The organism is Erythrobacter sp. A6_0 (assembly GCF_017744235.1).
GTDB lineage: Bacteria > Pseudomonadota > Alphaproteobacteria > Sphingomonadales > Sphingomonadaceae > Qipengyuania.
Genome location: NZ_JAGHQR010000002.1, coordinates 1 through 22476, shown reverse-complemented (window position 1 = coordinate 22476; position 22476 = coordinate 1). Strand labels below are relative to the sequence as shown.

Annotated in this window: 25 protein-coding genes and 1 tRNA gene; 12 read left to right on the top strand and 14 right to left on the bottom strand. The window is 64.5% G+C overall.

All coding sequences use genetic code 11. The features are described from left to right. Nucleotides 1–9: 9 nt before the first annotated feature. Nucleotides 10–702 carry a DNA repair protein RadC gene (gene radC, locus J7347_RS05800; RefSeq protein WP_067681730.1) on the bottom strand — a complete coding sequence of 231 codons (693 nt, stop codon included), beginning with the start codon at nt 700–702 and terminating at the stop codon, nt 10–12. Between the two features lie 95 nt (nt 703–797). Between radC and J7347_RS05795 the strand changes: the two genes are divergently transcribed. From J7347_RS05795 to J7347_RS05760, 8 genes are all read left to right on the top strand, one after another. After that, on the top strand, nt 798–4034 hold the full coding sequence (locus J7347_RS05795) for a YdbH domain-containing protein (RefSeq protein WP_245173881.1): 3237 nt from the start codon (nt 798–800) through the stop codon (nt 4032–4034). Between the two features lie 62 nt (nt 4035–4096). After that, a complete protein-coding gene (locus tag J7347_RS05790; RefSeq protein WP_348521578.1) occupies nt 4097–4279 on the top strand; it encodes a YnbE family lipoprotein in 183 nt (60 codons plus the stop codon). A 10-nt stretch (nt 4280–4289) separates the two neighbouring features. Beyond that, nucleotides 4290–4706 (top strand): YdbL family protein, encoded by a 417-nt coding sequence (locus J7347_RS05785; protein WP_067681727.1) that lies wholly within the window; start codon nt 4290–4292, stop codon nt 4704–4706. Between the two features lie 181 nt (nt 4707–4887). Next, nucleotides 4888–5208 (top strand): AtpZ/AtpI family protein, encoded by a 321-nt coding sequence (locus J7347_RS05780; protein WP_067681723.1) that lies wholly within the window; start codon nt 4888–4890, stop codon nt 5206–5208. Nucleotides 5209–5262: 54 nt separating this feature from the next. After that, nucleotides 5263–6048: a F0F1 ATP synthase subunit A gene (locus J7347_RS05775; protein ID WP_209161290.1), complete on the top strand. Its 786-nt coding sequence runs from the start codon at nt 5263–5265 to the stop codon at nt 6046–6048. Between the two features lie 32 nt (nt 6049–6080). After that, nucleotides 6081–6305 (top strand): F0F1 ATP synthase subunit C, encoded by a 225-nt coding sequence (locus J7347_RS05770; protein ID WP_067681716.1) that lies wholly within the window; start codon nt 6081–6083, stop codon nt 6303–6305. Between the two features lie 111 nt (nt 6306–6416). After that, entirely contained in the window at nt 6417–6911 is a 495-nt protein-coding gene (locus J7347_RS05765) for an ATPase (protein ID WP_209161289.1), read from the top strand. Beyond that, nucleotides 6904–7473 (top strand): hypothetical protein, encoded by a 570-nt coding sequence (locus J7347_RS05760; RefSeq protein WP_067681709.1) that lies wholly within the window; start codon nt 6904–6906, stop codon nt 7471–7473. Before J7347_RS05765 ends, J7347_RS05760 begins: the two co-directional genes overlap by 8 nt. Before the next feature lie 96 nt (nt 7474–7569). Here J7347_RS05760 and gloB read toward each other — a convergent pair whose 3' ends face one another. The 9 genes from gloB to J7347_RS05715 all read right to left on the bottom strand — a co-directional run bounded on the left by gloB (nt 7570) and on the right by J7347_RS05715 (nt 16113). Next, nucleotides 7570–8325, bottom strand: coding sequence for a hydroxyacylglutathione hydrolase (gloB, locus tag J7347_RS05755; protein WP_209161288.1), 756 nt, complete (start codon nt 8323–8325; stop codon nt 7570–7572). A 93-nt stretch (nt 8326–8418) separates the two neighbouring features. Then, the gene (gene rpsA, locus J7347_RS05750) at nt 8419–10125 is read right to left on the bottom strand and encodes a 30S ribosomal protein S1 (RefSeq protein WP_209161287.1); all 1707 of its coding nucleotides are present in this window, start codon (nt 10123–10125) and stop codon (nt 8419–8421) included. Nucleotides 10126–10403: 278 nt separating this feature from the next. Then, nucleotides 10404–11114: a phytanoyl-CoA dioxygenase family protein gene (locus tag J7347_RS05745; protein ID WP_067681704.1), complete on the bottom strand. Its 711-nt coding sequence runs from the start codon at nt 11112–11114 to the stop codon at nt 10404–10406. After that, on the bottom strand, nt 11090–12439 hold the full coding sequence (accC, locus tag J7347_RS05740) for an acetyl-CoA carboxylase biotin carboxylase subunit (RefSeq protein ID WP_209161286.1): 1350 nt from the start codon (nt 12437–12439) through the stop codon (nt 11090–11092). Before accC ends, J7347_RS05745 begins: the two co-directional genes overlap by 25 nt. A 9-nt stretch (nt 12440–12448) precedes the next feature. After that, nucleotides 12449–12946, bottom strand: a complete 498-nt coding sequence (gene accB / locus J7347_RS05735) for an acetyl-CoA carboxylase biotin carboxyl carrier protein (protein WP_067681694.1) — start codon at nt 12944–12946, stop codon at nt 12449–12451. A 94-nt stretch (nt 12947–13040) separates the two neighbouring features. Beyond that, nucleotides 13041–13475, bottom strand: coding sequence for a type II 3-dehydroquinate dehydratase (locus J7347_RS05730; RefSeq protein ID WP_067681691.1), 435 nt, complete (start codon nt 13473–13475; stop codon nt 13041–13043). 44 nt (nt 13476–13519) lie between these two features. Beyond that, nucleotides 13520–13933 (bottom strand): holin family protein, encoded by a 414-nt coding sequence (locus J7347_RS05725; RefSeq protein ID WP_067681688.1) that lies wholly within the window; start codon nt 13931–13933, stop codon nt 13520–13522. A gap of 80 nt (nt 13934–14013) precedes the next feature. Then, nucleotides 14014–15867: a diguanylate cyclase gene (locus J7347_RS05720; protein WP_209161285.1), complete on the bottom strand. Its 1854-nt coding sequence runs from the start codon at nt 15865–15867 to the stop codon at nt 14014–14016. Between the two features lie 169 nt (nt 15868–16036). Next, nucleotides 16037–16113, bottom strand: a tRNA-Pro gene (locus J7347_RS05715). 219 nt (nt 16114–16332) lie between these two features. Between J7347_RS05715 and yajC the strand changes: the two genes are divergently transcribed. Genes yajC through secF form a run of 3 tightly spaced genes read left to right on the top strand, consistent with a single transcriptional unit; the run spans nt 16333 to nt 19265 of the window. After that, nucleotides 16333–16656, top strand: a complete 324-nt coding sequence (yajC, locus tag J7347_RS05710) for a preprotein translocase subunit YajC (RefSeq protein WP_197465559.1) — start codon at nt 16333–16335, stop codon at nt 16654–16656. 16 nt (nt 16657–16672) lie between these two features. Beyond that, nucleotides 16673–18271, top strand: a complete 1599-nt coding sequence (secD, locus tag J7347_RS05705) for a protein translocase subunit SecD (RefSeq protein ID WP_209161284.1) — start codon at nt 16673–16675, stop codon at nt 18269–18271. Between the two features lie 13 nt (nt 18272–18284). After that, the gene (secF, locus tag J7347_RS05700; protein ID WP_209161283.1) at nt 18285–19265 is read left to right on the top strand and encodes a protein translocase subunit SecF; all 981 of its coding nucleotides are present in this window, start codon (nt 18285–18287) and stop codon (nt 19263–19265) included. A 21-nt stretch (nt 19266–19286) separates the two neighbouring features. Here the strand turns inward: secF and J7347_RS05695 are convergent, their stop codons facing one another. Together J7347_RS05695 and J7347_RS05690 are read right to left on the bottom strand one after the other, a co-directional pair. Then, complete coding sequence (locus J7347_RS05695; RefSeq protein WP_209161282.1) at nt 19287–20480, bottom strand: glycosyltransferase; 1194 nt, start codon at nt 20478–20480, stop codon at nt 19287–19289. A gap of 2 nt (nt 20481–20482) precedes the next feature. Then, a complete protein-coding gene (locus J7347_RS05690; RefSeq protein WP_067680998.1) occupies nt 20483–21055 on the bottom strand; it encodes a helix-turn-helix transcriptional regulator in 573 nt (190 codons plus the stop codon). Nucleotides 21056–21149: 94 nt separating this feature from the next. On the opposite strand from J7347_RS05690, the gene J7347_RS05685 reads away from it, so the two are divergent. Continuing rightward, nucleotides 21150–21623 (top strand): DUF6456 domain-containing protein, encoded by a 474-nt coding sequence (locus tag J7347_RS05685; protein WP_209161281.1) that lies wholly within the window; start codon nt 21150–21152, stop codon nt 21621–21623. A gap of 9 nt (nt 21624–21632) precedes the next feature. Here J7347_RS05685 and J7347_RS05680 read toward each other — a convergent pair whose 3' ends face one another. After that, nucleotides 21633–22220, bottom strand: a complete 588-nt coding sequence (locus J7347_RS05680; RefSeq protein ID WP_209161280.1) for a uracil-DNA glycosylase family protein — start codon at nt 22218–22220, stop codon at nt 21633–21635. Then, on the bottom strand, nt 22217–22476 hold a 260-nt coding region (locus J7347_RS05675), incomplete at its 5' end, for an ABC transporter C-terminal domain-containing protein (protein WP_245173880.1). The genes J7347_RS05675 and J7347_RS05680, both read right to left, overlap by 4 nt.

The window sequence follows — 22476 nt, the reverse complement described above, 5'->3', positions numbered from 1 at the left end:
CCGGGTAGGCTAGATCAGGCCCTTCGCCCTCAGCGAGACGTGCCGCCCGCCGCCGCCCACGATCACATGGTCGTGGACAGTCACGCCGACATGGCGCCCGGCCTCGGCGATCTGGTTGGTGATGGCGATGTCGGCGCGGCTGGGTTGCGGATCGCCGCTGGGGTGGTTGTGGACCAGGATCAGCGCGGTGGCCCCGATGTCGAAGGCCTTGCGCATCACCTCGCGTGGATGGATCGCGGCCTCGTCGATCGAGCCTTCGCTGGCGAGATGGTCGAGGATCAGGCGGTTCTGCGTGTTGAGATAGAGCACGCGCACGCGCTCATGCGCCAATTGCCCCATGTCGATGGCGAGGTAGTCCATCAGCGCCTGCCAGCTTCCGAGAACGGGTCGGTTCTCGACCGCCCCACGCGCCATCCTGCGCGCCGCCAGCGCCACGCTGCGCAGGGACGCCGCATTCGCTTCGCCCATGCCCTTGACCTGCATTAGCGCAGCCGGATCGGCGTTCAGGACGGCGCTGAGCGATCCGAACTGCGCGATCAGCCGCTTGGCGATCGGTTTGGTGTCGCCCTGTCGCATCCCGGCGAAAAGGAGAAATTCGAGCAGCTCGTAATCGGCCAGCGCTTCGGCGCCGCCCTTCAGCAGGCGTTCGCGCAAACGGGCGCGGTGACCGGTGCCGGAATGAGAGGTCGCATCCTGCGGCAAGCTGTCCTCCCCGTTTCCCCGACGTCATCCGGCCGCGTCATCGCCGGTTAAGCCGCATTGCCTTTAGCGAGGCGTTCGCGCAAGGGACGCAATCTATGACCGGGGTCGAGAGCCACGCCGAGGCCGAGCCGGCCGACACCGTTTCTGCCGATGATGGCATGCCGACCGGTCGCACCCGGTCGAGATGGCGCAAGAAGCGCTGGATGGTGCCTTTCGCGGTTTTCGTCCTCCTGACGGTAACGATTCTTGCCCTGTGGCTCGCGCGGGAGCGAATCGCGGGCAATGTCATCGAAGACCAGCTTGCCGCGTTGGATCTTCCGGCGACGTACGAGATCGAAAGCATCGGGCCCGAGGCCGCGGTGCTGACCGATCTGGTCGTGGGCGATCCGCGCGCGCCCGACTTCACGGCGGAGCGCGTGGTGGTCCGCCTGGAGCAGCGTCTGGGCACGCCGGAAATCGGCCGCGTAATCCTCACCCGTCCGCGGCTCTACGGCGTGTTGCGCGGCGGGCGAGTCAGCTTCGGCAGTCTCGACGAAGTGATTTATCGCGAGAGCGATGCGCCGCCCGGCCTGCCCGAAATCGACATTGCAATCCGCGACGGGCGCGGGCTGATCGAGACGCGATACGGCGCGATCGGGCTCAAGCTCGATGGTGAGGGGCGGATCGATGACGGATTTTCCGGCACGATCGCCGCCAGTGCTCCCGAGATCGAGGCCGATGGCTGCGCGATTGCGGGCGCGACTTTGTATGGCGCTCTTGCGACGAAGGATGGCGCGCCTTCGTTCGAAGGGCCGCTGCGCTTCCGGTCGCTCGATTGCGGCGACGTGTTGCTCGCCGCCGGATCGGCGCAGGTCGAAGCGCACAGTGATGCGGCGCTTGCGAATGTCTCGGGCACGGCGGGCCTGCGGCTCGGACGGGCTAGCGCTGGCGCTTATGCTGCCAACGGGATCGGTGGGCGCGTGAGAGCAAGCCTGCGCGGCGACGTGCTTGCCGTGGAGCACACGCTGGCGCTGCGCGGTGCCGCTTCACCCTATGCGACGGCGGCTCTGGTCACGCTGGACGGTGCGCTACGCACCGATCGGAGCCTCGATCGCCTGGATTGGCGCGGCGATGTGGAAAGCAATGGCCTGCGGCTCGGCGCGCGATCCGATGCGGCGATCGCCGAGCTGGGGCGGAGCGGTGCAGGCACGCTGGTCGCCCCGATCGCCAAGCGTGTCGCCGATATCCTGCGCCGCGAATCGCGTGGCAGCGCCTTTGCCGCCGACCTGTCCGCGCGCTATGGTCCGACCGGCGCGACGCTGGTGATGCCGCGCGGCGCGTTGCGGGGCGGATCGGGCACGCGGCTTATGTCGCTGTCGCGCGTGGAGGCACAATTTCGCGACGGTGCTCCGCCGCTACTGGCGGGCAATATCGCCATGGGCGGGGCCGGGCTTCCGTTCGTCAACGGCAGGATGGAGCGGCGCGCGACTGGCGACACCGAATTCCGGCTCGCCATGCGCCGCTACGAAGCGGGCGGCTCGACGCTAGAAATCCCACGCCTGACGCTGGCGCAAGCCGATAGCGGCGTCTTGCGCTTTACCGGCGAAGCGATTGCGAGCGGGCCGCTGCCGGGGGGATCGACGCGCAATCTGCGCCTGCCCATCGAGGGGCGCTGGATGCCCGGCGGGGCGCTCGCGCTGTGGCCGGGATGCACCGATGTGGGCTTCGACAGCCTGACGCTTGCCAATCTGACGCTCGAACGCCGCCGCCTGACCCTGTGCCCGCCGCCGGGAAGCGCCATCGTTCGCAACGGCCCGGACGGCCTCAGGATCGTTGCGGGCGCGCCTTCGCTGGACCTTGCGGGCAGGTTAGGCAGCACGCCGATCCGGCTCGTCAGCGGACCGGTCGGCTTCGCCTATCCCGGTGTGATGACCGCGCGCGAACTGGACGTATCGCTCGGCCCCGTCGGCACGGCGGCACGCTTCTTAGTCAGCGGGCTCGACGCGCGGTTCGGCGAGGATATCGCGGGCACGTTTTCCGACGCCGACGTGACGCTCGACGCCGTGCCGCTCGATATCGGCGAGGCGACAGGAAACTGGCGCTATCGCGACGGGCGGCTCGAACTCGCCGAAGGCAGCTTCATTCTGACCGACCGGGCCGATCCCGACCGGTTCGAGCCGTTGGTGGCGCGCGACGCGACGCTGGCGCTCGAAGATAATTTGATCACCGCCTATGCCGATCTGCGCAATCCGGCGAGCGATCGGACCGTGACCGGGGCCGATATCCGCCACGATCTGTCGACCGGGCGCGGCCATGCCGATCTCGCCATCGCGGACCTGCAATTCGATCCTCTGCTCCAGCCCGACGATCTGTCGCGTCTGGCCTTGGGCGTGGTTGCAAATGTTAGCGGAATTGTCAGCGGGACGGGTCGGCTGGACTGGGGCGCGAACGGAGTGACCAGTTCCGGCGAATTGACCACCGACGATCTCGATCTCGCCGCCGCCTTCGGCCCGGTGCGCGGGGCGAGCGGAACGATCCGCTTCACCGATCTCCTCAACCTCACCACCGCACCGGGCCAGAAACTGCGCGTCGCTTCGATCAATCCGGGGATCGAGGTGCTCGACGGCGAAGTCGAATTCGCGCTGCGCGATTGGCAATTCCTGTCGGTCGAAGGGGGGCGCTGGCCGTTCATGGGCGGCGAGCTAATCCTGCGCGAGGTCGATCTGAATTTCGGCGTGGAAGAGGAGCGGCGCTACGTCTTTGAGATCGTCGGACTGGATGCGGGCGCCTTCATCGACCAGATGGATATCGGCAATCTCGGTGCCACCGGCACGTTCGATGGGACCGTTCCCATCGTTTTCGATGCGCAAGGCAATGGCCGGATCGAGGACGGGCTGCTGCTGTCGCGCGCGCCGGGGGGCAATATCTCCTATGTCGGTGAGCTGACTTATGAAGACCTGTCTCCCATCGCCAATTTCGCCTTCGACGCGCTGCGCAGCCTCGATTTCCGGCAGATGCGTCTGGCGATGGATGGGCCGCTGACCGGCGAGATCGTGACGCGCGTGCGTTTCGATGGAGTCAGCCAGGGGCAGGGCGCCTCGTCCAATTTCATCACCCGCAGGCTGGCGGCGCTGCCGCTTCAGTTCCGCGTCAACATCCGCGCGCCGTTCTATCAGCTGATTACGTCCCTCAAATCGCTCTACGACCCCGCAGCGGTGCGCGATCCGCGCGAGCTGGGCCTGCTGTCCAGCGACGGGACGCGTTTGCTGCGCCGCGAAGTGACGGGCGAGGAGGCGGCGGAACCCATTGAGGAGGACGATATCGTGCCCCAAGGCCCCGGAACCCGACCATGAGACATTCAGGATCAAGAAAGCGAGGGAGCGCTATGAGCCGACCATATCTTCGGACCAAAGGAGTGCCGTCACCTCTGGTGCTCGGGGCACTGGCGGCGCTGGCTGCACTGCCCGGCTGCATAACAGTGAATGCGCCCGAGGAACCGATCGTGATCGAATTGAACGTCAATATCCGGCAGGAGGTGATCTATCGCCTGGCGGAGGATGCGGGCAACACGATCGACGAGAATGCCGATATCTTCTAGGATCAGCACCATGACCATTCGACCGAACCAATCCGCACGTACCTTCGCCCGTAACGCCGCCTTCGCCCTCGTCGCCGGTGCCACCGCGCTCGGCGGCATCGCGGCACCCGCTTTCGCGCAGCGCGATCCGGCCTATGCCTCCGCCCGCGCCTCGGGCGAAGTGGGTGAGAAGATGGACGGCTATATCGGCATCGTCGGCGCGGAAACGCCCGCGCTGCGGCGCATCGTCAACGACATCAATATCAAGCGCCGCGCGGTCTATTCGGAAAAAGCGCAGGCGGCCCGCGCCACGCTGGAAGAATACGCCTTTGCCGCCGGATGCCAGGCGATCCTCAAGACATCTCCGGGCGAGAAATACCAGGCGCCCGACGGCAGCTGGGCGACGCGCGGCTCCGGCGCGCCCCAGCGCGACGCGCGCTGTCCGTAACCGACACGTACGGGACCGCATTTTATGCAGTCCCGTGCTTAACTGTACCGGGCGCGAGCCGCTTGGTGCTCCCATTTCCCTCCCCCTTCGTGTTGACTCGCAGATACCCCCCGCCTAAGGGGGCGGCGCCCTCGGCGGGCACCTCATTGCCTGTGCCGCGCGATCCGTTATGGAGGCTGGCATGAGCGACGAGAAACCCGCACGGGAACCCATTGGCGAAGATGCGCGGATCGACGCGCTCGAGGAGCGGCTCAAGGTCGCACGCGAGCGTGAAGACAAACGCAACAAGCCACAGGTGAAGGGGGCCGATGCGAGCTATCGCAGCGGCAACCGCGTCCTGGCCGATTTGCTCGGCGGTGTTCTCGGAGGCCTGGTGCTCGGTTGGCTGGTGGACTGGCTGGCGGGCACTGCGCCATGGGGTCTGTTGGTCGGATTGTTCCTCGGAATAATCGTGGCCTTCAGGAATATCTTCCGATCGGCGAACCGGCCGCCGGAAGTCTGATCTCGCTTCGCGGGGGCAGGCGTCGAGACCGCAGGACTAGGGATACACAGAGACGTGGCACAATCGGCCAAGGTCGACCCGATGCACCAGTTCACGATCGAGCCGCTTGCCGGCACGGAGAACTGGGAGCTGGCAGGCTTCAACATCGCCTTCACCAACAGCGCGTTGTGGATGCTGATCACCGTCGTGGTGCTCGGAATCTTCGTCGCGGGCGGCATGCGCCGCCAAGTGGTGCCGGGCCGCTGGCAGATGATGGTCGAAAGCTTCACCGGCTTCATCGACGACATGCTGGAAGCCAATATCGGCAAGGCGGGGCGCAAATACGTGCCTTACGTCTTCAGCCTGTTCATGTTCATCCTGTTCGCGAACCTGCTCGGCCTGCTTCCGCTCGGCGTCGTCGGTCTGCATCCCTTCACCTTCACCAGCCACTTCACCGTGACCGGCATTCTCGCCGTGATCTCGTTCTCGATCGTGTTGCTGGTGGGCTTCTTCAAGCACGGCTTCCACTTCTTCAGCCTGTTCGTGCCCCACGGCACGCCGTGGCCGATGGTGCCGATCATCGCCCCGATCGAGCTGATCAGCTTCATGGTCCGCCCCTTCAGCCTCGCGCTGCGTCTCTTCGTGGCGATGATGGCGGGGCACGTCCTTCTGGAAGTGCTGTCCAGCTTCGTGATTTCGGGTGGCAATGCCGGCCCGCTCTACGGGGTCGCCATCGGCATCCCCAGCATGGTTCTGATGATCGCGATCTGCGCGCTCGAACTGCTGGTGGCCGGTATCCAGGCCTACGTCTTCGCCCTTCTGACGTCGCTTTACATCAACGACGCCGAAAACCTTCACTAACCACCTGTTTCATACGTCAAGGAGTTTACATCATGGAAGCTGAAGCCGCCAAGCTCATGGGTGCGGGTCTCGCCGCGATCGGTTGCGGCCTCGCCGCTATCGGTGTGGGTAACGTGTTCGCCAAGTTCCTCGAAGGTGCGCTGCGCAATCCCGGCGCCGCCGACAGCCAGCAGGGCCGTCTCTTCATCGGTTTCGCCGGTGCCGAGCTTCTGGGCCTGCTGTCCTTCGTCATCGCCGCCCTGCTGATCTTCCAGTAAGGCGGACGCGTCGAGCCCTCGGGGAGGGCGGGTGTCATCCCGCTCCCCCAGGGCCCGCCGCTCGAATTTTTCGCAGTTGCCCCAACGGCCTTCTATCAGCGAGTTGCGTGAATGCCTCAGATAGCCCAACTTGCCGAAACCTGGTCGAGCCAGATCTTCTGGCTGCTGGTGTTCTTCGGCATCACCTTCTTCTTCATCGGGCGGCTGATGGTGCCGCGCGTGATGGAAACCGTCGCCCTGCGCGACAAGCAGATCGGTGACGATCTCGCCGCGGCGCAGGCCGCGCGCGACGCTGCCGACGAGCGGGAAGAGGCCTGGCGGGCTCGCGAAAACGAGAATCGTGCCGCCGCCCAGGCGCTGATCGCCAAGGCGAAGAGCGATGCCGCTCTCGCCAACGAGAAAAAGCTCGCCGAGGCGCAGGCTCGCCTGGACGCGCGTCTCTCGGAAGCCGAACAGCGCATCGCCGCTTCGCGCGAAGAAGCGATGGGCGAGATTGAAACCGTCGCCGCCGAAGCGGCGCAGGACATCGTCCAGCGCCTCGCCGGGATCAAGGTGACCAAGCCCACCGCGAACAAGGCGGTCAAGGAGGCCATGATCCATGGCTAACGCACCGCAGGTCTTCGCCACCGAATCCGCCGAAGCCTTCATCGAAGAAGGTCATGGCGGCGCTCCGACGCATGTCGAACCCGAACTGCTGGGCCTTGCGCCTTTCCAGTGGGTCTCGATCGCAATGCTGATCCTGTTCCTGATCGCCTTCTTCGGCGCCAAGGTTCACAAGACTATCGCCGGCGGGCTCGATGGCCGCATCGCCGCGATCAAGGAACAGCTCGACGAGGCCAAGGCGCTTCGCCACGAGGCGGAAACGCTGCGCGACGAGTACGCCAAGCGGATCGCGTCTGCGGAAAAAGACGCGGAAACCATGCTCGAAACGGCGCGGAACGAAGCGGACACGATCGTCGCCAAGGCGGAAGCCGATGGGCAGGCAATGGTGGAACGCCGCCAGCGCATGGCCGAAGACAAGATCGCCGCTGCGGAGCGTGAGGCGATCGCCGACGTGCGCAACCGCGCCGCCATCGCGGCCACGGCAGCCAGCCGGAAGCTGATCGCGGAAAAGCACGATGCGGAAGCGGATCGCTCCCTGGCGGACCAGCTGATCGCCGGGATCTGACGCGACGCGAATACGCTTCGAAATTGAAGGAAGAGGGCGGCCCACGGGTCGCCCTTTTTCGTTTGGGTATAAAGGCGGAAGTCGCCCGCTATGACCCTAGAAGTTGTCCTTCGCCTTGCGCAGCGCGGCGAAGGTCTCGGCGGCACTGTTGCCGCCCCAGCGAGCCTGCATGTCGGCATCGTCGGCGCGTAGGAAAGGATTCGTCTCCAGCTCCCGCGCCAGGCCCATCGGCACGGTCGGTTCGCCCCGCTCGCGTTTGTCGGCGATCTCGGCGGCATAGTCTTGCAGTGCGGCATTGTCGGGATCGGCGTGAAGCGCGAATTTAGCGTTGGCTGCCGTATATTCGTGCGCGCAATAGAGAGTCGTTTTGGGCGGTAGCGCCTTAATCCGCTGGAGGCTCTGCCAGAACTGTCCGGCCTCGCCTTCGAACATCCGCCCGCAGCCAAGGGCGAACACGCTGTCGCCGACGAAGGCGATATCGTCCTGCGGCAGATGATAGGCGATGTGGCCGTTGGTGTGGCCGGAAACGTCGATCACGCGCGCTTCGTGCGATCCGATGGAGACGGTGTCGCCGTGCTTAATTTCCGTGTCGATCGCGCTCAGCTTCGCGACCTCGGCGGGCGCGACGATCTTGGCGCCGGTCGCCTTCGCCACCGTCTCGTTTCCGCCGGCATGGTCGGGATGCCAGTGGGTGTTCCAGATCTGCGTGATCGTCCATCCCTTGGCATCAGCCTCTTCGAGATACCTATCGCCATCGGGCGTATCGATCGCGACCGTTTCACCGCTGTCGGGATCGTGGAGGAGAAATCCGTAATTGTCGGACAGGCAGAGGAATTGGTGGATCTGGAGCATGGCACCAACCTAGGGAGCCGCGCCGGACAAGAAAAGGCCCGCCTGCGCGATCTGCAGGCGGGCCTTTCTTAGTTCATCCGAAGATGGAAGCGCTTAGTCTTCCTTCTTCTTCAGCGCTTCGCCGAGGATGTCGCCCAGCGAGGCGCCGCTGTCGGCCGAGCCGAACTGCGCAACCGCTTCCTTCTCTTCGGCGATCTGGTGCGCCTTGATCGAGAAGGTGGGCTTCTTCGAACGATCGAAGCCGGTGACCATCGCATCGACCTTGGCACCCGTCTGGAAACGGTCCGAACGCTGCTCGTCACGGTCGCGGCCGAGATCCGAACGCTTGATGAAGCCGGTCGCGCCGTCGTCGCCGACCTGCACTTCGAGGCCGCCATCGCGGACTTCGAGCACGGTCACGGTGACCACCTGGCCCTTGCGCAGCGCACCCGAATCGGTGCCGTCTGCCGACGGAGCACCCTTTTCGAGCTGCTTCATGCCGAGGCTGATGCGCTCCTTGTCGATGTCGACATCGAGCACGACCGCTTCGACCTGCTCACCCTTGCGGTGCAGCGCCAGCGCGTCTTCGCCCGAAATGCCCCATGCGATGTCGGACATGTGGACCATGCCGTCGACGTCGCCCGGAAGACCGACGAACAGGCCGAATTCGGTGGCGTTCTTGACTTCGCCTTCGACCTTGGAGCCGACGGGATGCGCTTCGGCGAATTCTTCCCACGGATTGCGCTGAGCCTGCTTGAGGCCGAGCGAGATGCGGCGCTTTTCGCTGTCCACTTCCAGCACCATCACTTCGACTTCCTGCGAGGTCGAGACGATCTTGCCCGGATGGACGTTCTTCTTGGTCCAGCTCATTTCGGACACGTGCACCAGGCCTTCGATGCCCGGCTCGATTTCCACGAACGCGCCGTATTCGGTGATGTTGGTGACGGTGCCCGTCAGCTTCATGCCGACCGGATACTTCGCCGCAACGCCATCCCACGGATCGCTTTCGAGCTGCTTCATGCCGAGGCTGATGCGCTGGGTATCTTCGTTGATGCGGATGATCTGGACGGTCACGGTCTGGCCGATCTCGATCATTTCGCTGGGGTGGTTGACCCGCTTGTAGCTCATGTCGGTGACGTGCAGCAGGCCGTCGATACCGCCGAGGTCGACGAATGCGCCGTAATCGGTGATGTTCTTGACGACGCCGTCGATCACCTGGCCTTCGGTCAGGTCGTTGATCAGTTCGCTGCGCTGTTCGGCGCGGGTTTCTTCCAGTACGGCGCGGCGCGAGACCACGATGTTACCGCGGCGGCGGTCCATCTTGAGGATCTGGAAGGGCTGGGCCATGTCCATCAGCGGGGTGACGTCGCGCACGGGGCGGATGTCGACCTGCGATCCGGGCAGGAAGGCCACGGCGCCGTCGAGATCGACGGTGAAGCCGCCCTTGACGCGGCCGAAGATGCGGCCTTCGACGCGCTTGCCTTCGCCGAATTCGCTTTCCAGCTTGTCCCACGCGGCTTCGCGGCGGGCGCGGTCGCGCGACAGCATGGCTTCGCCGTCGGCGTTTTCGACCCGGTCGACGAAGACTTCGACTTCGCTGCCGACGGTCAGGCCGTGCGCGTCTTCACCGCGCATGAATTCCTTGAGATCGACGCGGCCTTCGCTCTTGAGGCCGACATCGATGAGCGCCATGCCATTTTCGATGGCGGTGACGGTGCCCTTGACGACGCGGCCTTCGAAGCCGCCTTCATCGGCAGCGCCGAGCTGCTCGTCGAGCATGGCGGCGAAATCGTCACGGGTGGGATTGGCTGCAGTTGCCATAGGGTAGGATATTCCTATCGTTCGTTTTGCTACCGGCCACCGGTTTTCCCGGGGTCTTTCCCGCCAGCCGCGCACCATTGCGGGCCATACGGAGCAAGAGGGCCGTATTCTCCGCCAGGCCGAATGCCGGGCGAAGGTCCTGCGAGAATCCAAAGGAGTACGAGAACGGGCGCGCGCCTAAGCGAAAACGGCGAAGAAAGCAAGCTTTTGCGAGGGGGAGCGACAGCCGACGCGAATCTGTTCCACCTAGGAGAAGAACGCGTCGGCGGTGATGTCGTCTACGACGGGCCACCCTCAGCCTCGCCTTGGTCGTAGAACCAACTCAACCCATCAGGCAGATCGTCGCCCGAATAATCCACCTGCAGAACCCGCCTCCGTCTTCCGTTCGCGGCTCTGTCGGAAGCGTGGAGGATGGGCGTGCGGTAGACCCAGACGTCGCCCGCATCGGCCAGACAGTCGTGTATTTCGGACCGCTTCACGTGGGCCAGGATATCGCTTTCCGCAATCAAACCGATGGCATGGCTTCCGAGCGCAATCCGCAAGGGCGCGTTCTCGGCATCGACGGCATCGATATGGATGCGCACGGTCAGCATCCGGGCGAGGAGATCGAACGGCGGCTCAACATGGGGCATGCCCTGCTTCACCGTCCAGGGGCCGAAGCCGGTCAGATCGACACGCCGTTCCACACAAATCGTGCGATCCTGATGCCAGCCGAGGGACCAGTTCGCACCGTCGGTCTTGTCGAAAGCGATCACGCGAACGGGGCGGCTTGTCGGCCCGAGAAGACGCGACGCGATCTTGCCTATCGGACCGGAGCGACCAAGAACGCTTTCCAGCCCCGTAAGGCATTTGATCCGCCGTCCGGGCGATGGGCCCTGCGCGAAAGCGCAAGCGAGCGTGTCGAGAAAGCCAGCTGCCGCGCCGTGATGGAGCGCCGCTCCATCACGGTCGAGCTCGAGCTTGCTCAGCCTTCCCGCTCTTGCAGCCATTCCTCGAGCCACTTGATCGAATAGTCGCCGCTCTGCACGTCGGGCTGCTGGATCAGTTCCTGGTGGAGCGGGATCGAGGTCTTGACCCCTTCGATCACCATTTCCTCCAGCGCGCGGCGCAGGCGCATCATGCATTTCTCGCGTGACCGCCCATAGACGATCAGCTTCGCGATCATGCTGTCGTAATAGGGCGGCACGCGATAGCCCGCATAGAGGCCGCTATCGACGCGCACATGCATTCCGCCCGCCGCGTGATAATAGTCGATCTTGCCGGGGCTGGGCGCGAAAGTGAACGGGTCTTCGGCGTTGATGCGGCATTCGATGGCATGGCCCGAAAAGCGGATTTCGTCCTGCGTGCAGGAAAGCGCTTTGCCGTCGGCGATACGGATCTGTTCGCGCACCAGATCGATGCCGGTGATCATTTCGGTGACCGGATGTTCGACCTGCAGGCGCGTGTTCATCTCGATGAAGTAGAACTCGCCGTTTTCCCACAGGAATTCGATCGTGCCCGCGCCGCGATAGGCCATATCGCGCATGGCTTGCGCGCAGATTTCGCCCATCCGGTCGCGCTCTTCGGTCGAGAGAACGGGGGAGGGCGCTTCCTCGAGCACTTTCTGGTGGCGGCGCTGGAGCGAACAATCGCGCTCGCCCAAATGGATCGCGGCGCCATTGCCATCGCCGAAGACCTGGAATTCGATGTGGCGCGGATTGCCGAGATATTTCTCGATATAGACGGTCGCGTCGCCGAAGGCGGCCTTCGCCTCGCTGCCCGCCTGCTTCATCAGGGTTTCGAGCTGGTCTTCCTCGGCGCAGACCTTCATCCCGCGCCCGCCGCCGCCGCTCGCCGCCTTGATGATGACGGGGTATCCGATCTTGGCGGCGATCTTTTTCGCCTCGTCATAATCGGACACCGCGCCGTCCGATCCCGGCACTAGCGGCAGACCGAGGGCGCCTGCGGTGCGCTTGGCCTCCACCTTGTCGCCCATGGTGCGGATATGTTCGGGCTTGGGGCCGATCCATTTGATTTCGTGCGCTTCGACGATTTCGGCGAATTTGGCGTTTTCGGAGAGGAATCCGTAGCCGGGATGGATCGCATCGGCCTGGCTGATTTCAGCCGCCGAGATGATGTTCGCGATATTGAGATAGCTGTCCGTCGCGCTCGGCGGGCCGATGCAGACCGCGTGATCGGCCAGGCGCACATGCATGGCGTCGGCATCGGCGGTGGAGTGGACCGCCACCGTCTCGATCCCCATTTCGTGCGCGGCGCGATGGATGCGGAGCGCGATTTCGCCGCGATTAGCGATCAGGATGCGTTTGATAGTCACGCCAGCGCCTTACCCGATGACGACGAGCGGCTGGTCGAATTCGACCGGCTGGGCGTTCTCGATCAGGATCGCCTTGACCGTTCCCGACTTGTCGGCGGCGATCGGGTTCATCACCTTCATCGCCTCGACGATCACCAGCGTATCGCCTTCCTTCACACTGTCGCCGACCTTGACGAAGTCGGGCGCGCCGGGCTCGGGCGCGAGATAGGCGGTGCCTACCATCGGCGATTTGAGCGCGCCGGCCGTGTCGGGCAGCGCCGGTTCGACGGCGGGGGCCGGAGCGGCGGCCGGGGCGGGCGCGGCCTGCGGTGCGGGAGCCGGAGCGGCCGCCACCGGGGCGGCGGCGGGCGCGTATCCGCCGCGCGCGACACGCACCTTGCGGTCGTTGTCCTCGACTTCGATTTCGGTCAGACCGGTCTCGGCGAGCAGTTCTGCCAGCTCGCGAACCAGATCGATATCGACGTTCATGCCGGATTTGGAACCGGCGGTGCCTTTGCGTTCGGCCATGGGAACCCTTGTTCTGTGGATCGGGCGCCTATGCTACCCCGATCGCCGCAAGGCAAGGGGGCGGGGCTGCGCGTAACGCCACGAATGGGGATCCTCAGAGCGCGGCGGCCTTGTCCAGAGCGACGAGATAGCCCTTGGCGCCCAATCCCTTGACCACATCCACCGCGCCGGGTTCGACATAGGAATGGTGGCGAAACGCCTCGCGCGTGGAGGGGTCCGACAGATGCACTTCGATCACCGGAACGCTGATCGCTTTGATGGCATCGAGCAGAGCAACGGAAGTGTGCGTGTAGGCCGCCGCATTCAGAAGGACCGCCTTCGCGCCCGCCGCGTGCGCCTCGTGCAGCCAGTCCACCAGCACGCCTTCGTGGTTGGTCTGGCGGAAATCCACTGCGAGGCCGAGTTCGGCGGCGCGCGCCTGTGCCATGGTGCGGATATCTTCGAGGGTGTCCGAACCGTAGATTTCCGGCTCGCGCGTGCCGAGAAGGTTGAGATTGGGGCCGTTGAGAATGAAGACGGTGGCAGTCATGCGGCGGTTCCTATCGCAGCGTCGTTCTTTCGGGAAGCGCGGCGTCAGCGATCCACGCCCCTGACCTTTCCCCACTGGCGCGCGGCGGTGTAACCGAGATAGCCGGTGCCGAAGAGCGCGTAGAGCGGTTCGGGCAGGCCGCCGAGATAGGCGTTCATCCCCGCCGCGATATTCCGTGCGGTATCGGGCGACAGGGCCGCGATCACACCCATGGGGAGCGCCCACAGGATGAGGATGTAAATGACATAGAGAAAGGATGGTCGCGCGCGGCTGGTCCACGGATCGTGCGATTGCGCTTCGGCGAGGATGGCGGAAAGGCGCGTCTCGATCACGCGCAATTCCTGCGTCCCTTCCAGTGCGAGCAATTCGAGCTTCGCCCTGGCGCGCGCCTCCTTGTCGGGAATGAGCTTGTCGATCAGCGAGGCGAGGGGGCCGATCAGCGATTCGACGAGGGGCATGGCGCTTACTCCGGTTCGAGAAAGCGCACTGGCTAACCAAATCGGTTAGTGTAGGACAGCGGAATCTGTCGATATCAGCTTTAGCGCCGGGAAGCCGAGATCAGTTTCGCCGCCTTTTCGATCGAACCGTCCCGATCGGCGATGGTCAGTCGATTGCGGCCCGAGCGCTTCGATTCGTAAAGCGCCGTATCGGCCGCATGGAGAAGGCTGGTTTCATCGTATCCGAACTGGCACATCGCAACGCCGAGGCTGATGGTGACGCCATCGAGCTTCGCGATCTTGGGCCAATCCAGTTCCTCGCACTCCCGGCGCAGTCTTTCGCCGATATGAGCCGCCGTTTCGGCCGATGCGGAGGGGAGGATCGCGAGAAACTCCTCGCCGCCCAAACGGCCGAAAAGATCGCCTTTCCTGAGCGTCGTCGATCCCAGATTGGCCAGCCGCTTGAGCACCTCGTCACCCACCGCATGGCCGAACCGGTCGTTGATCGATTTGAAATGATCGACATCGATCATCAGGATCGACAGATCGGTGTGTTCCCGCTCGGACCTCGCGATCTCGCGGCCCAGCGTGTCGAGCAATTTGCGCCGGTTCGCGATCCCCGTGAGCTGATCGGTTTCGGAAAGCCGTTGGGATTTCTGCGCCAGTGCCTCGGCCCGTTCCTTCTCGACGGCGAGCTGCCGCAGCGCGGTGACATGGTTCGTCACATCCTTGAGAACGCCGAAGATCGCGACGACTTTCCCGTTTTCGATTTCCACGTCCCCGGCGGATTCGATGTACCGGCTCTCGCCTTGCGCGTTCAGAATGCGAGCGGCCAGAGTGAACGGCTGCCGGTCCAGAACAGCCTTTTTCAAGGTCTCGCGGACATGCCCTTCGAGCTCTTCGACGATGGATCCGTGCTCCAGATTACGCGCGCGGTCCACTTTCGGATCGAGGCCGTAAATGGCGAACATGCCGTCGGACCATTGGCTCGTATTGGTCCTGAGGCAATATCGCCAATGGCCGACATGGGCAAAGGCCTGCGCGGCGTCGTGCTGAGCCTTGCGCAGTTCGATCTCCGCCATCTGCGCGCGGGATCTGGCGAGCAGGGCCGCCGGCGGCAGGGACGATGCGAAGATCGTCAGCAGATAGAATTGCGTGAAGTAGATCTTCTGGAGTGGATCGGACACGAAGGTGATCGGGCTGGTTCCGACGATCAGGGATATTGTCGCCGCGATCGTGATCGCGCAGATCATGACGAGCGCTCCGGCCACACCGGCAATGAAGGTCACGAAGACGATCGCCACGACCGGCAGGAACAGAAGCGGATAGTCGGTTTGTCCGAAAGTCGCCACGATGGAGACGGTCGCGAACAGGCCTGCAGCCAGGATCTTTCGCCTGTCGAACGCAATCCTAGTCCGATCCGACACGGTGTGGACGCCGGTCACTATGACCGGGGCAACGATCAGCATGCCCAGAAACACGGTCTTGAACCAGGAATAGAGAAAGGTCGGGCTGTCGATCGCGCCTGTCGCGACCGAAGCGATGAGTGCGCTCGCCGCGGACGCACATACCGAAGCGATAACGAAGCGGGCGATCCATCGCGGATCATCGAAGCGGCCGCATCTGCCATCCAGCCCGCAGGCCATCGCCACCGCGATGGCACCTTCCAAGACATTCGCGAGCGTCAATCCCGCAGCTATGGCGAAAGTGGCTCCGAAGGCCATATTGACGGCCATGCTCACAGGCGCGATCAACGCCAGCAGCAGCAGGCGTGACTGCCTCGTCGACAGCAACAGGCCTGCGAACAAAACGCCGCTGGACGGCCAGATGAGGGCGATACCATGCTCGGTCTGCGTCGTCGCCAGCGAGAACGCGGCGAAAACCGCATAGAGGCCTGCGAACACGACAGGGATCAGCCATACGGGGGCTGGGCTGGCTCTTCGGGCGCGGAACATGGGCCCTGCGATTAAAGACGCAGACTTAAATAAAGGTGACCCTTCTAGAATTTTAACCAAGCAAAGGCCCGTGAGACCAGGCGAGAGCGTGCGCGGAACGGAATTAACCTGCATCCCGAAGTCGCGGTGCTTCCCGGTCGCTGAGCCGTCGAATGGAGAGAATTTCCACTGGTCGGGACGACAGGATTCGAACCTGCGACCCCCACACCCCCAGTGTGATGCGCTACCAGGCTGCGCTACGTCCCGAAACCAGTGGAGGGCGGCCCTATAGGTGGGGGTTTGCGCGAAGGCAAGCGCCGATCCACGGTTCGCTTGCAGATGCGCTCGCTCCGGCTTTGCAAGCCTGCCCAATACTGCTACGCGCCGCCGCATTGCCGCCGGGGCGCGGCGTCGGGATGTCTTGATTCCGGCACGCGCCACCCCAAGTGCGGCCCCACGGATCGTATCATTACAGGCAGTATACCGATGCTTTACATGTTAGGCGCAGCCACCGGCGCCGCGCCGCCGCCCGCCTGGATCAGCTGGCTGCCGATCGTCGGCATGATCCTGATCTTCTGGTTCCTGATCATCCGTCCGCAGATGAAGCAGCAGAAGGCGCATCAGCAGAAGATCGCCGGCCTCAAGCGTGGGGACGAGGTCGTGACCGCAGGCGGACTGGTCGGCAAGGTTACCAAGATCGACGAAAACTATGCCGAGCTCGAAATCAGCAAGGGCGTGAAGGTCCGCGCTGTCAAGAGCACGATCGGCGATGTGATTTCGCCCACCGCCGCCGCCCCCGCGAACGACTGAGCGGGCGCGCCTGAAAATGCTCGATTTTCCGACCTGGAAAAAGACCTGGCTGTGGCTGATCACGGCCGTCGCCATTCTCGCCGCTTTGCCCTCGCTGGTCTCCATGACCAGCGCGAAATGGCCCGAGGCGCTGCCCGATCCGACCGTCAATCTCGGCCTGGACCTTGCCGGCGGCAGCCATATCCTGCTGGAAGCCGAACCGAGCCAGGTCGCGGCGCAGCGGCTCGAAAATCTCGAAGAAGCGGTCCGCACCGCTCTGCGTCAAGCCGAACCGCGCATCCGCATCGGTGACGTCTCGACTGCCGACGGGCGACTGACCTTCATGGTCGAGGATATGGGCGAGGTCGATCGCGCGCGCGAAATCCTCCTCCCGCTCGTGAACGGCAACGGACTGGTCCGCGAGTGGGATCTGTCGATGGTGGACGAGACGCGTTTCGTCCTCGTGCCGACCGAACGGGGCCTGGAACAGGCCGTGACCGACTCGATGGACAGCGCCACCGAAGTCGTGCGCAAGCGCATCGATTCGCTGGGCACGCGCGAGCCGACGATCATTCGCCAGGGCGATACCCGCATCGTCGTGCAGGTGCCGGGGCTTCAGGATCCCGACGCGCTCAAGGAATTGCTCGGCCAGACGGCGCGGCTGGAATTCAAGCTGGTGGATCAGACCGCGCTGCCGAGCGATGTCGCGGCGGGCGTTGCGCCTCCGGGCAGCGAGATCGTTCCCTTCGCCGACACCACTGCGCAGGCGGGCACGTCGCTTGCCGTCAGGCGGTTGGGCGGCATTCGCGGCGACAATCTCGTCGGCGCGCAGCAGACTTTCGATCCGCAGACCAACGAGCCGGTCGTCTCGATCACCTTCGACCAGCAGGGCGGCGCGCGCTTCGCCAATCTGACGCGCGAAAACGTCAACAAGCCCTTCGCGATCATTCTCGATGGCAAGGTGCTCTCCGCACCCAATATCAACGAGCCGATCCTTGGCGGCAGCGCTTCGATTTCAGGCGGCTTTACCACCGAGACGGCCAATAATCTCGCGATCTCGCTGCGCTCCGGCGCGCTGCCGGTCGATCTGGCTGTGATCGAGGAGCGCACGGTCGGCCCCGACCTCGGCGCCGATTCGATCCGTTCGGGCCTGCTCGCGATGACGATCGGTTCGGTCGCGGTGATCGTGCTGATGATCGTCACCTATGGCCGCTTCGGAATCTACGCGACGGCGGCTCTGGTCATCAACGTGCTGATGATCCTCGGCATCATGGCGGCGCTCAACACGACGCTGACGCTGCCGGGCATCGCCGGTTTCGTCCTCACGATCGGTGCGGCGGTGGACGCCAACGTGCTGATCAACGAACGCATTCGCGAAGAGCGAAAGCGCGGGCGACGCGTGGTTGCCGCGGTGGAGACCGGGTACAAGGAGGCGAGCCGCGCGATCTACGATGCGAACGTCACCAATTTCATCGCAGGTGTGTTGCTGTTCCTGTTCGGTTCGGGCCCGATCCGCGGTTTCGCCGTGGTGCTCGTGATCGGCCTGTTCACCAGCGTCTTCACCGCGGTGACGCTGACCCGCATGTGGGTCGCCGGATGGCTGCGCAAGGCGCGCCCCAGCGACTTGAATCTTTGAGGAGGCGAGACCCATGAAACTTCTGAAGCTCGTCCCCGACGATACTAATATCGCCTTTCTCAAATGGCGCATTCCGTTCTTCGTGGTCAGCCTGGTGCTGATCGCGGCGAGCTGGGCGATGGTAGCCGTCAACGGCCTCAATTACGGCGTCGACTTTGCCGGTGGGCAGGAAATCCGCGCGACCTTCGTTGGCGAGGAAGAAGCGCCCGTGGCCGAAATCCGCGACACGGTCGGATCGCTCGAGGATGTCGAGAATCCGGTCATCCAACGCTTCGGCGCGCCGAACCAGATTTCGATCCGCGTTAAGCTTCCGCCCGAGGCGGAGGGCGACAAGGAATTCGCCGATCGCGTGTCGCAGGAAATCACCACCGCGCTCGAACAGGACCATCCCAATGTCCGCATCGACGGCGTGGATTCGGTCAGCGGCAAGGTTTCCGGCGAATTTCGCGACGATGCGGTCTGGGCGCTGATCGCCGCCATGCTGGCCGTGGCGCTCTACATCTGGATCCGCTTCGAATGGCAGTTCGGCGTGGGCGGCCTGTTCGCGCTGTTCCACGACGTGTCGTTGACGCTGGGTATGTTCGCGCTGTTCCAGCTCGAATTCAGCCTCCAGATCATCGCGGCCATTCTTGCGATCATCGGTTATTCGCTGAACGACACGATCGTCGTTTACGACCGTATCCGCGAAAACCTGAAGAAATACCGCAAGATGCCGCTGCCCGAATTGCTCGACCTTTCGGTGAACGAGACACTGGCCCGTACGGTCATGACCTCGCTCACGCTGCTGGTCGCTCTGGTGCCGCTGCTGCTGTTCGGCCCGGAAAGCCTGTTCGGCCTCGTCGCGGCGATCACGCTGGGCATCTTCGTCGGCACCTACAGCTCGATCTACATGGCGGCGCCGCTGCTGGTGTGGATGGGCGTCACGTCGAACAGCTTCGTGCCGGAAGAAAGCGAAGAGGACCGCCAGGCGCGCCTCGCCCGCGAGGGTCGCTGATTTCAGCGCATCGGCTGAATATTACGCGCGGATGAGCCGCTCGTAATATTCGCCGAGCGCGCGTCCATTCACACGCCAGTCGAACCGCTCGGCCTTTGCGGCGACGGTGTGCGGCGATCGCGGATGGGCGAGCAGGAGCTTGATCCCTTCCGCGATGGCTTGCGGCTCGCGCGCCACGATCAGTCCTGCATCCGGACCATCCACGACCTCGCGCGCGCCGCCCGCATCCGTGATGACGAGCGGCGTGCCGCAGGCCAGCGCCTCCACCCAGGCATTGGCCAGTCCTTCGCTGGACGAGGGCAGCACCATCGCATCGGCGGCGGACAGGACCAACGGCAGGAGATCGTGATCGATCGAGCCGAGGAAGTGAGTGCGATCGGCCAGTCCCAAGGTCTGCGCCAACGCGCGCAAATCCGCTTCGTCCTCACCCTTGCCGACCAGCAGCACACGCGCATCGGGAAGCGATGTCAGCGCTTCGATGACCAGCCTTTGCCCCTTGCGGGGGATCAAAGCACCGACGGTCACCAGCAGGGGGGCATCATCCGGTAATGCGATATCGAACTCCGTGCCCACTCGCGAGCGCAGGCGGGTGTGATCGAAGGGGCGGAAGCGGTCGCGATCGAGCCCCGTGTAATGGATCGCGATCTTGTCTCGCGGCAGACCGAGCGCTGTCATATCGTCTGCAAGCGCCTCGCAGACCGATAGCAATCCCTTTGCATCGCTCCCGGCGGCGAGCATCGCGTCGCGGGCGTAGGATCTCGATCCCCAGTAATGGATGTCCGCGCCGCGTGCCTTGATCGACAGCGGGAGATCGAGCGCGCGGGCGATGCGGACGGCGGCGGAACCGTCCGGATAGAAGAATTGCGCATCCACGAGGTCGAATGGTGTCTTGGCGTGCAGATGGCGGATCAGAGGCAGCGCCGCGCGCGCGATCGCGCCGGGGTTCAGCCGCCCGCCGATCTTGGGGAGGAGAGTGAAACGCGGACGGTGGACCGAAATTCCGTTCTCGATCCCGCCGGTCGCCGCAGCCGCCAGAACTCGATAGCGGCCAGGCAGAAGCGCGTTGGGAAGCGGCGGCAGGCCGATGGGATTTACGACGGTTACGTCCCAATCGGTCTCGCGCTGCAAGGCTTCCAGCGAGCGGGCCACGAACGTCCCGAAGCGCGGATTCGCTGCATTCGGGAAGAGTGTCGAGAGCGACAGGACGCGCGGCATCGTCAGAGCTTTCGCACCAGCATTTCGGCGACCGCGATCCAGGCCGGGTCTTTCACCACGTCCTGCTTCTGGCCATGACCGGGGGGCAGCACACCCACCAGATCGCCCTGCCGATCGATCAGCCGACCGAATGCGAAACGGCCGCCCTTGCGCGGAACCAGCACGTCGCGATTGATGGCGCGGGATGCGTCTTCGGGCGCGAGCTGGCGGAGCCAGAGCTGGTCGCCGGGCCGGTATTCGCCATGGGGGTATTCGACCGCCATCACGACCAGTGCCCCGTCGCCCGACAGGTCGGTGGCGAGGATCGCGTCGCGCGGGGACGAAAGCGCTTCAGCGCCACTGGCGGCCAGCATGGCGATCATCTGCGGGTGCCCAGCGCTTTCCGAACGCACGAGCAGTTCGGGCTCCACGCCCAGCGCCTTTCCGATCCGATCCATCCATTTGATGGATAGGTTGCGCATGCCCGTTTCCAGCCGCCCGACCGTCTGCGGCGTGGTCGGTGGGTCGCACGCTTCGGCCAGGTCGGCCAGAGTCATGCCCTTCTGCTTGCGAATGTCACGGATGCGATTGATCATCCGGAGCTCCTCAAAATAACCAGATCGGTTTTCTCTTTCCTACACGGCTCACCATTTTGCAAGAGATCCCGCGGCAGCGAATCGGGAGAATGTGATGAAGCGCGAATTGGTCGAACGGGAATTGACGGAAGAAGGGCCCCGGCGCGGATCGGGCGCAGCGAAGCGCAAACGCTCGGTAACGGTCAATCTCGCCGAATCGCCGCTCGGCTGGCTCCATGCGCGCGGCCATCTCGACGACCGCCAGTTCGACGCGGGCGAGCGGCTGCGCATGGATTACGAACGCGCGCAGCTCGCGCCGTCCATCACGATGCGCTGGGATCCGGTGCGCGTGGATGGCGGCCCGGGCGGTGCGGGGCTGACGCCGAGCGAGCGCCAGATCGCGGCGAAGGAGCGGTTCGACGGTGCGATGCGCGAGGCGGGGCGGGGGCTTTCGGACGTGCTGTGGCGCGTGGTGTGTGCCTGCGAAAGCCTGCCCCATGCGGAAAAGACGCTCAAATGGCCTGCGCGGTCGGGCAAGCTGGTGCTTGGTATCGCGCTCGACAGGGTGGCCGGGTTCTATCGCTTGTGAGAAGCCGGTCTAGTCCAGCGTCGCTGCGATTTTCGCTCGCAGGATCGGCAGGATTTCCGCTTCGAACCAGGGGTTCTGGCGCATCCAGATCGCCGATCGCCACGCCGGGTGGGGGAGCGGCAGGACGCGCGGCGAGAACTCGGTGAAACGCCGCACTCTCTCGGTCATCGAAAGCCTGCGGGTGTCCGGCAGGTAATAGGCCTGCGCATAGGTTCCGACGAGCAGCGTCAGGCGATCTTCAGGCAGTGTGGCCAGCACTTCCTCATGCCACAGGGGCGCGCATTCCCGGCGCGGCGGTTTGTCGCCGCCGCTCGCCTTGCCGGGATAGCAGAAACCCATCGGCACGAGCGCGACCTGGCTGGCATCGTACATCGTCTCGCGGTCCAGCCCGGTCCATCCGCGCAACCGGTCTCCGCTTTTGTCATCCCACGGAATGCCGCTGAGATGCACTTTCGATCCCGGCGCCTGCCCGATGATCAGCAGCCGCGCCGTGGGCGAGAAGCTGGCGACCGGACGCACGCCGTGCGGAAGATGCGCGGCGCACACACGGCAGGCTGCGATCCGCGCGGCGAGATCCGCAGCGTCCGCCTCGCTCACCCTTCGACCAGCTCCGCCAGTTCCAGCCAACGCTCCTCCGCCGCGTCCTTTTCGGCGCGGGCGTTTTCGATGCCTTGCGAGATGGTGGCGAATTTCTGTGGATCGGCGGTGTAGAGCTCCGGATCGGCGAGGATAGTCTCCCCCTTCGCGATTGCGGCTTCCAGCTCCTCGATCCGGGCGGGAAGAAGCTCGTAGTCGCGCTGGTCCTTGTAGGAGAGCTTGGTCGATTTCGGCGGGGGCGGGGCGGGGGCGGGCG

What these genes read in the sequence shown, in the direction of transcription:
- J7347_RS05730 (WP_067681691.1), bottom strand. Translation starts at nt 13,475, where the DNA reads ATGACTGCCACCGTCTTCATTCTCAACGGCCCCAATCTCAACCTTCTC.
- secF (WP_209161283.1), top strand. Translation starts at nt 18,285, where the DNA reads ATGAAACTTCTGAAGCTCGTCCCCGACGATACTAATATCGCCTTTCTC.
- J7347_RS05690 (WP_067680998.1), bottom strand. Translation starts at nt 21,055, where the DNA reads ATGATCAATCGCATCCGTGACATTCGCAAGCAGAAGGGCATGACTCTG.
- J7347_RS05720 (WP_209161285.1), bottom strand. Translation starts at nt 15,867, where the DNA reads ATGTTCCGCGCCCGAAGAGCCAGCCCAGCCCCCGTATGGCTGATCCCT.
- J7347_RS05695 (WP_209161282.1), bottom strand. Translation starts at nt 20,480, where the DNA reads ATGCCGCGCGTCCTGTCGCTCTCGACACTCTTCCCGAATGCAGCGAAT.
- yajC (WP_197465559.1), top strand. Translation starts at nt 16,333, where the DNA reads ATGCTTTACATGTTAGGCGCAGCCACCGGCGCCGCGCCGCCGCCCGCC.
- J7347_RS05765 (WP_209161289.1), top strand. Translation starts at nt 6,417, where the DNA reads ATGCCTCAGATAGCCCAACTTGCCGAAACCTGGTCGAGCCAGATCTTC.
- J7347_RS05745 (WP_067681704.1), bottom strand. Translation starts at nt 11,114, where the DNA reads ATGGCTGCAAGAGCGGGAAGGCTGAGCAAGCTCGAGCTCGACCGTGAT.
- J7347_RS05760 (WP_067681709.1), top strand. Translation starts at nt 6,904, where the DNA reads ATGGCTAACGCACCGCAGGTCTTCGCCACCGAATCCGCCGAAGCCTTC.
- gloB (WP_209161288.1), bottom strand. Translation starts at nt 8,325, where the DNA reads ATGCTCCAGATCCACCAATTCCTCTGCCTGTCCGACAATTACGGATTT.
- J7347_RS05785 (WP_067681727.1), top strand. Translation starts at nt 4,290, where the DNA reads ATGACCATTCGACCGAACCAATCCGCACGTACCTTCGCCCGTAACGCC.
- J7347_RS05795 (WP_245173881.1), top strand. Translation starts at nt 798, where the DNA reads ATGACCGGGGTCGAGAGCCACGCCGAGGCCGAGCCGGCCGACACCGTT.
- secD (WP_209161284.1), top strand. Translation starts at nt 16,673, where the DNA reads ATGCTCGATTTTCCGACCTGGAAAAAGACCTGGCTGTGGCTGATCACG.
- J7347_RS05685 (WP_209161281.1), top strand. Translation starts at nt 21,150, where the DNA reads ATGAAGCGCGAATTGGTCGAACGGGAATTGACGGAAGAAGGGCCCCGG.
- J7347_RS05725 (WP_067681688.1), bottom strand. Translation starts at nt 13,933, where the DNA reads ATGCCCCTCGTCGAATCGCTGATCGGCCCCCTCGCCTCGCTGATCGAC.
- J7347_RS05780 (WP_067681723.1), top strand. Translation starts at nt 4,888, where the DNA reads ATGAGCGACGAGAAACCCGCACGGGAACCCATTGGCGAAGATGCGCGG.
- accB (WP_067681694.1), bottom strand. Translation starts at nt 12,946, where the DNA reads ATGGCCGAACGCAAAGGCACCGCCGGTTCCAAATCCGGCATGAACGTC.
- rpsA (WP_209161287.1), bottom strand. Translation starts at nt 10,125, where the DNA reads ATGGCAACTGCAGCCAATCCCACCCGTGACGATTTCGCCGCCATGCTC.
- J7347_RS05770 (WP_067681716.1), top strand. Translation starts at nt 6,081, where the DNA reads ATGGAAGCTGAAGCCGCCAAGCTCATGGGTGCGGGTCTCGCCGCGATC.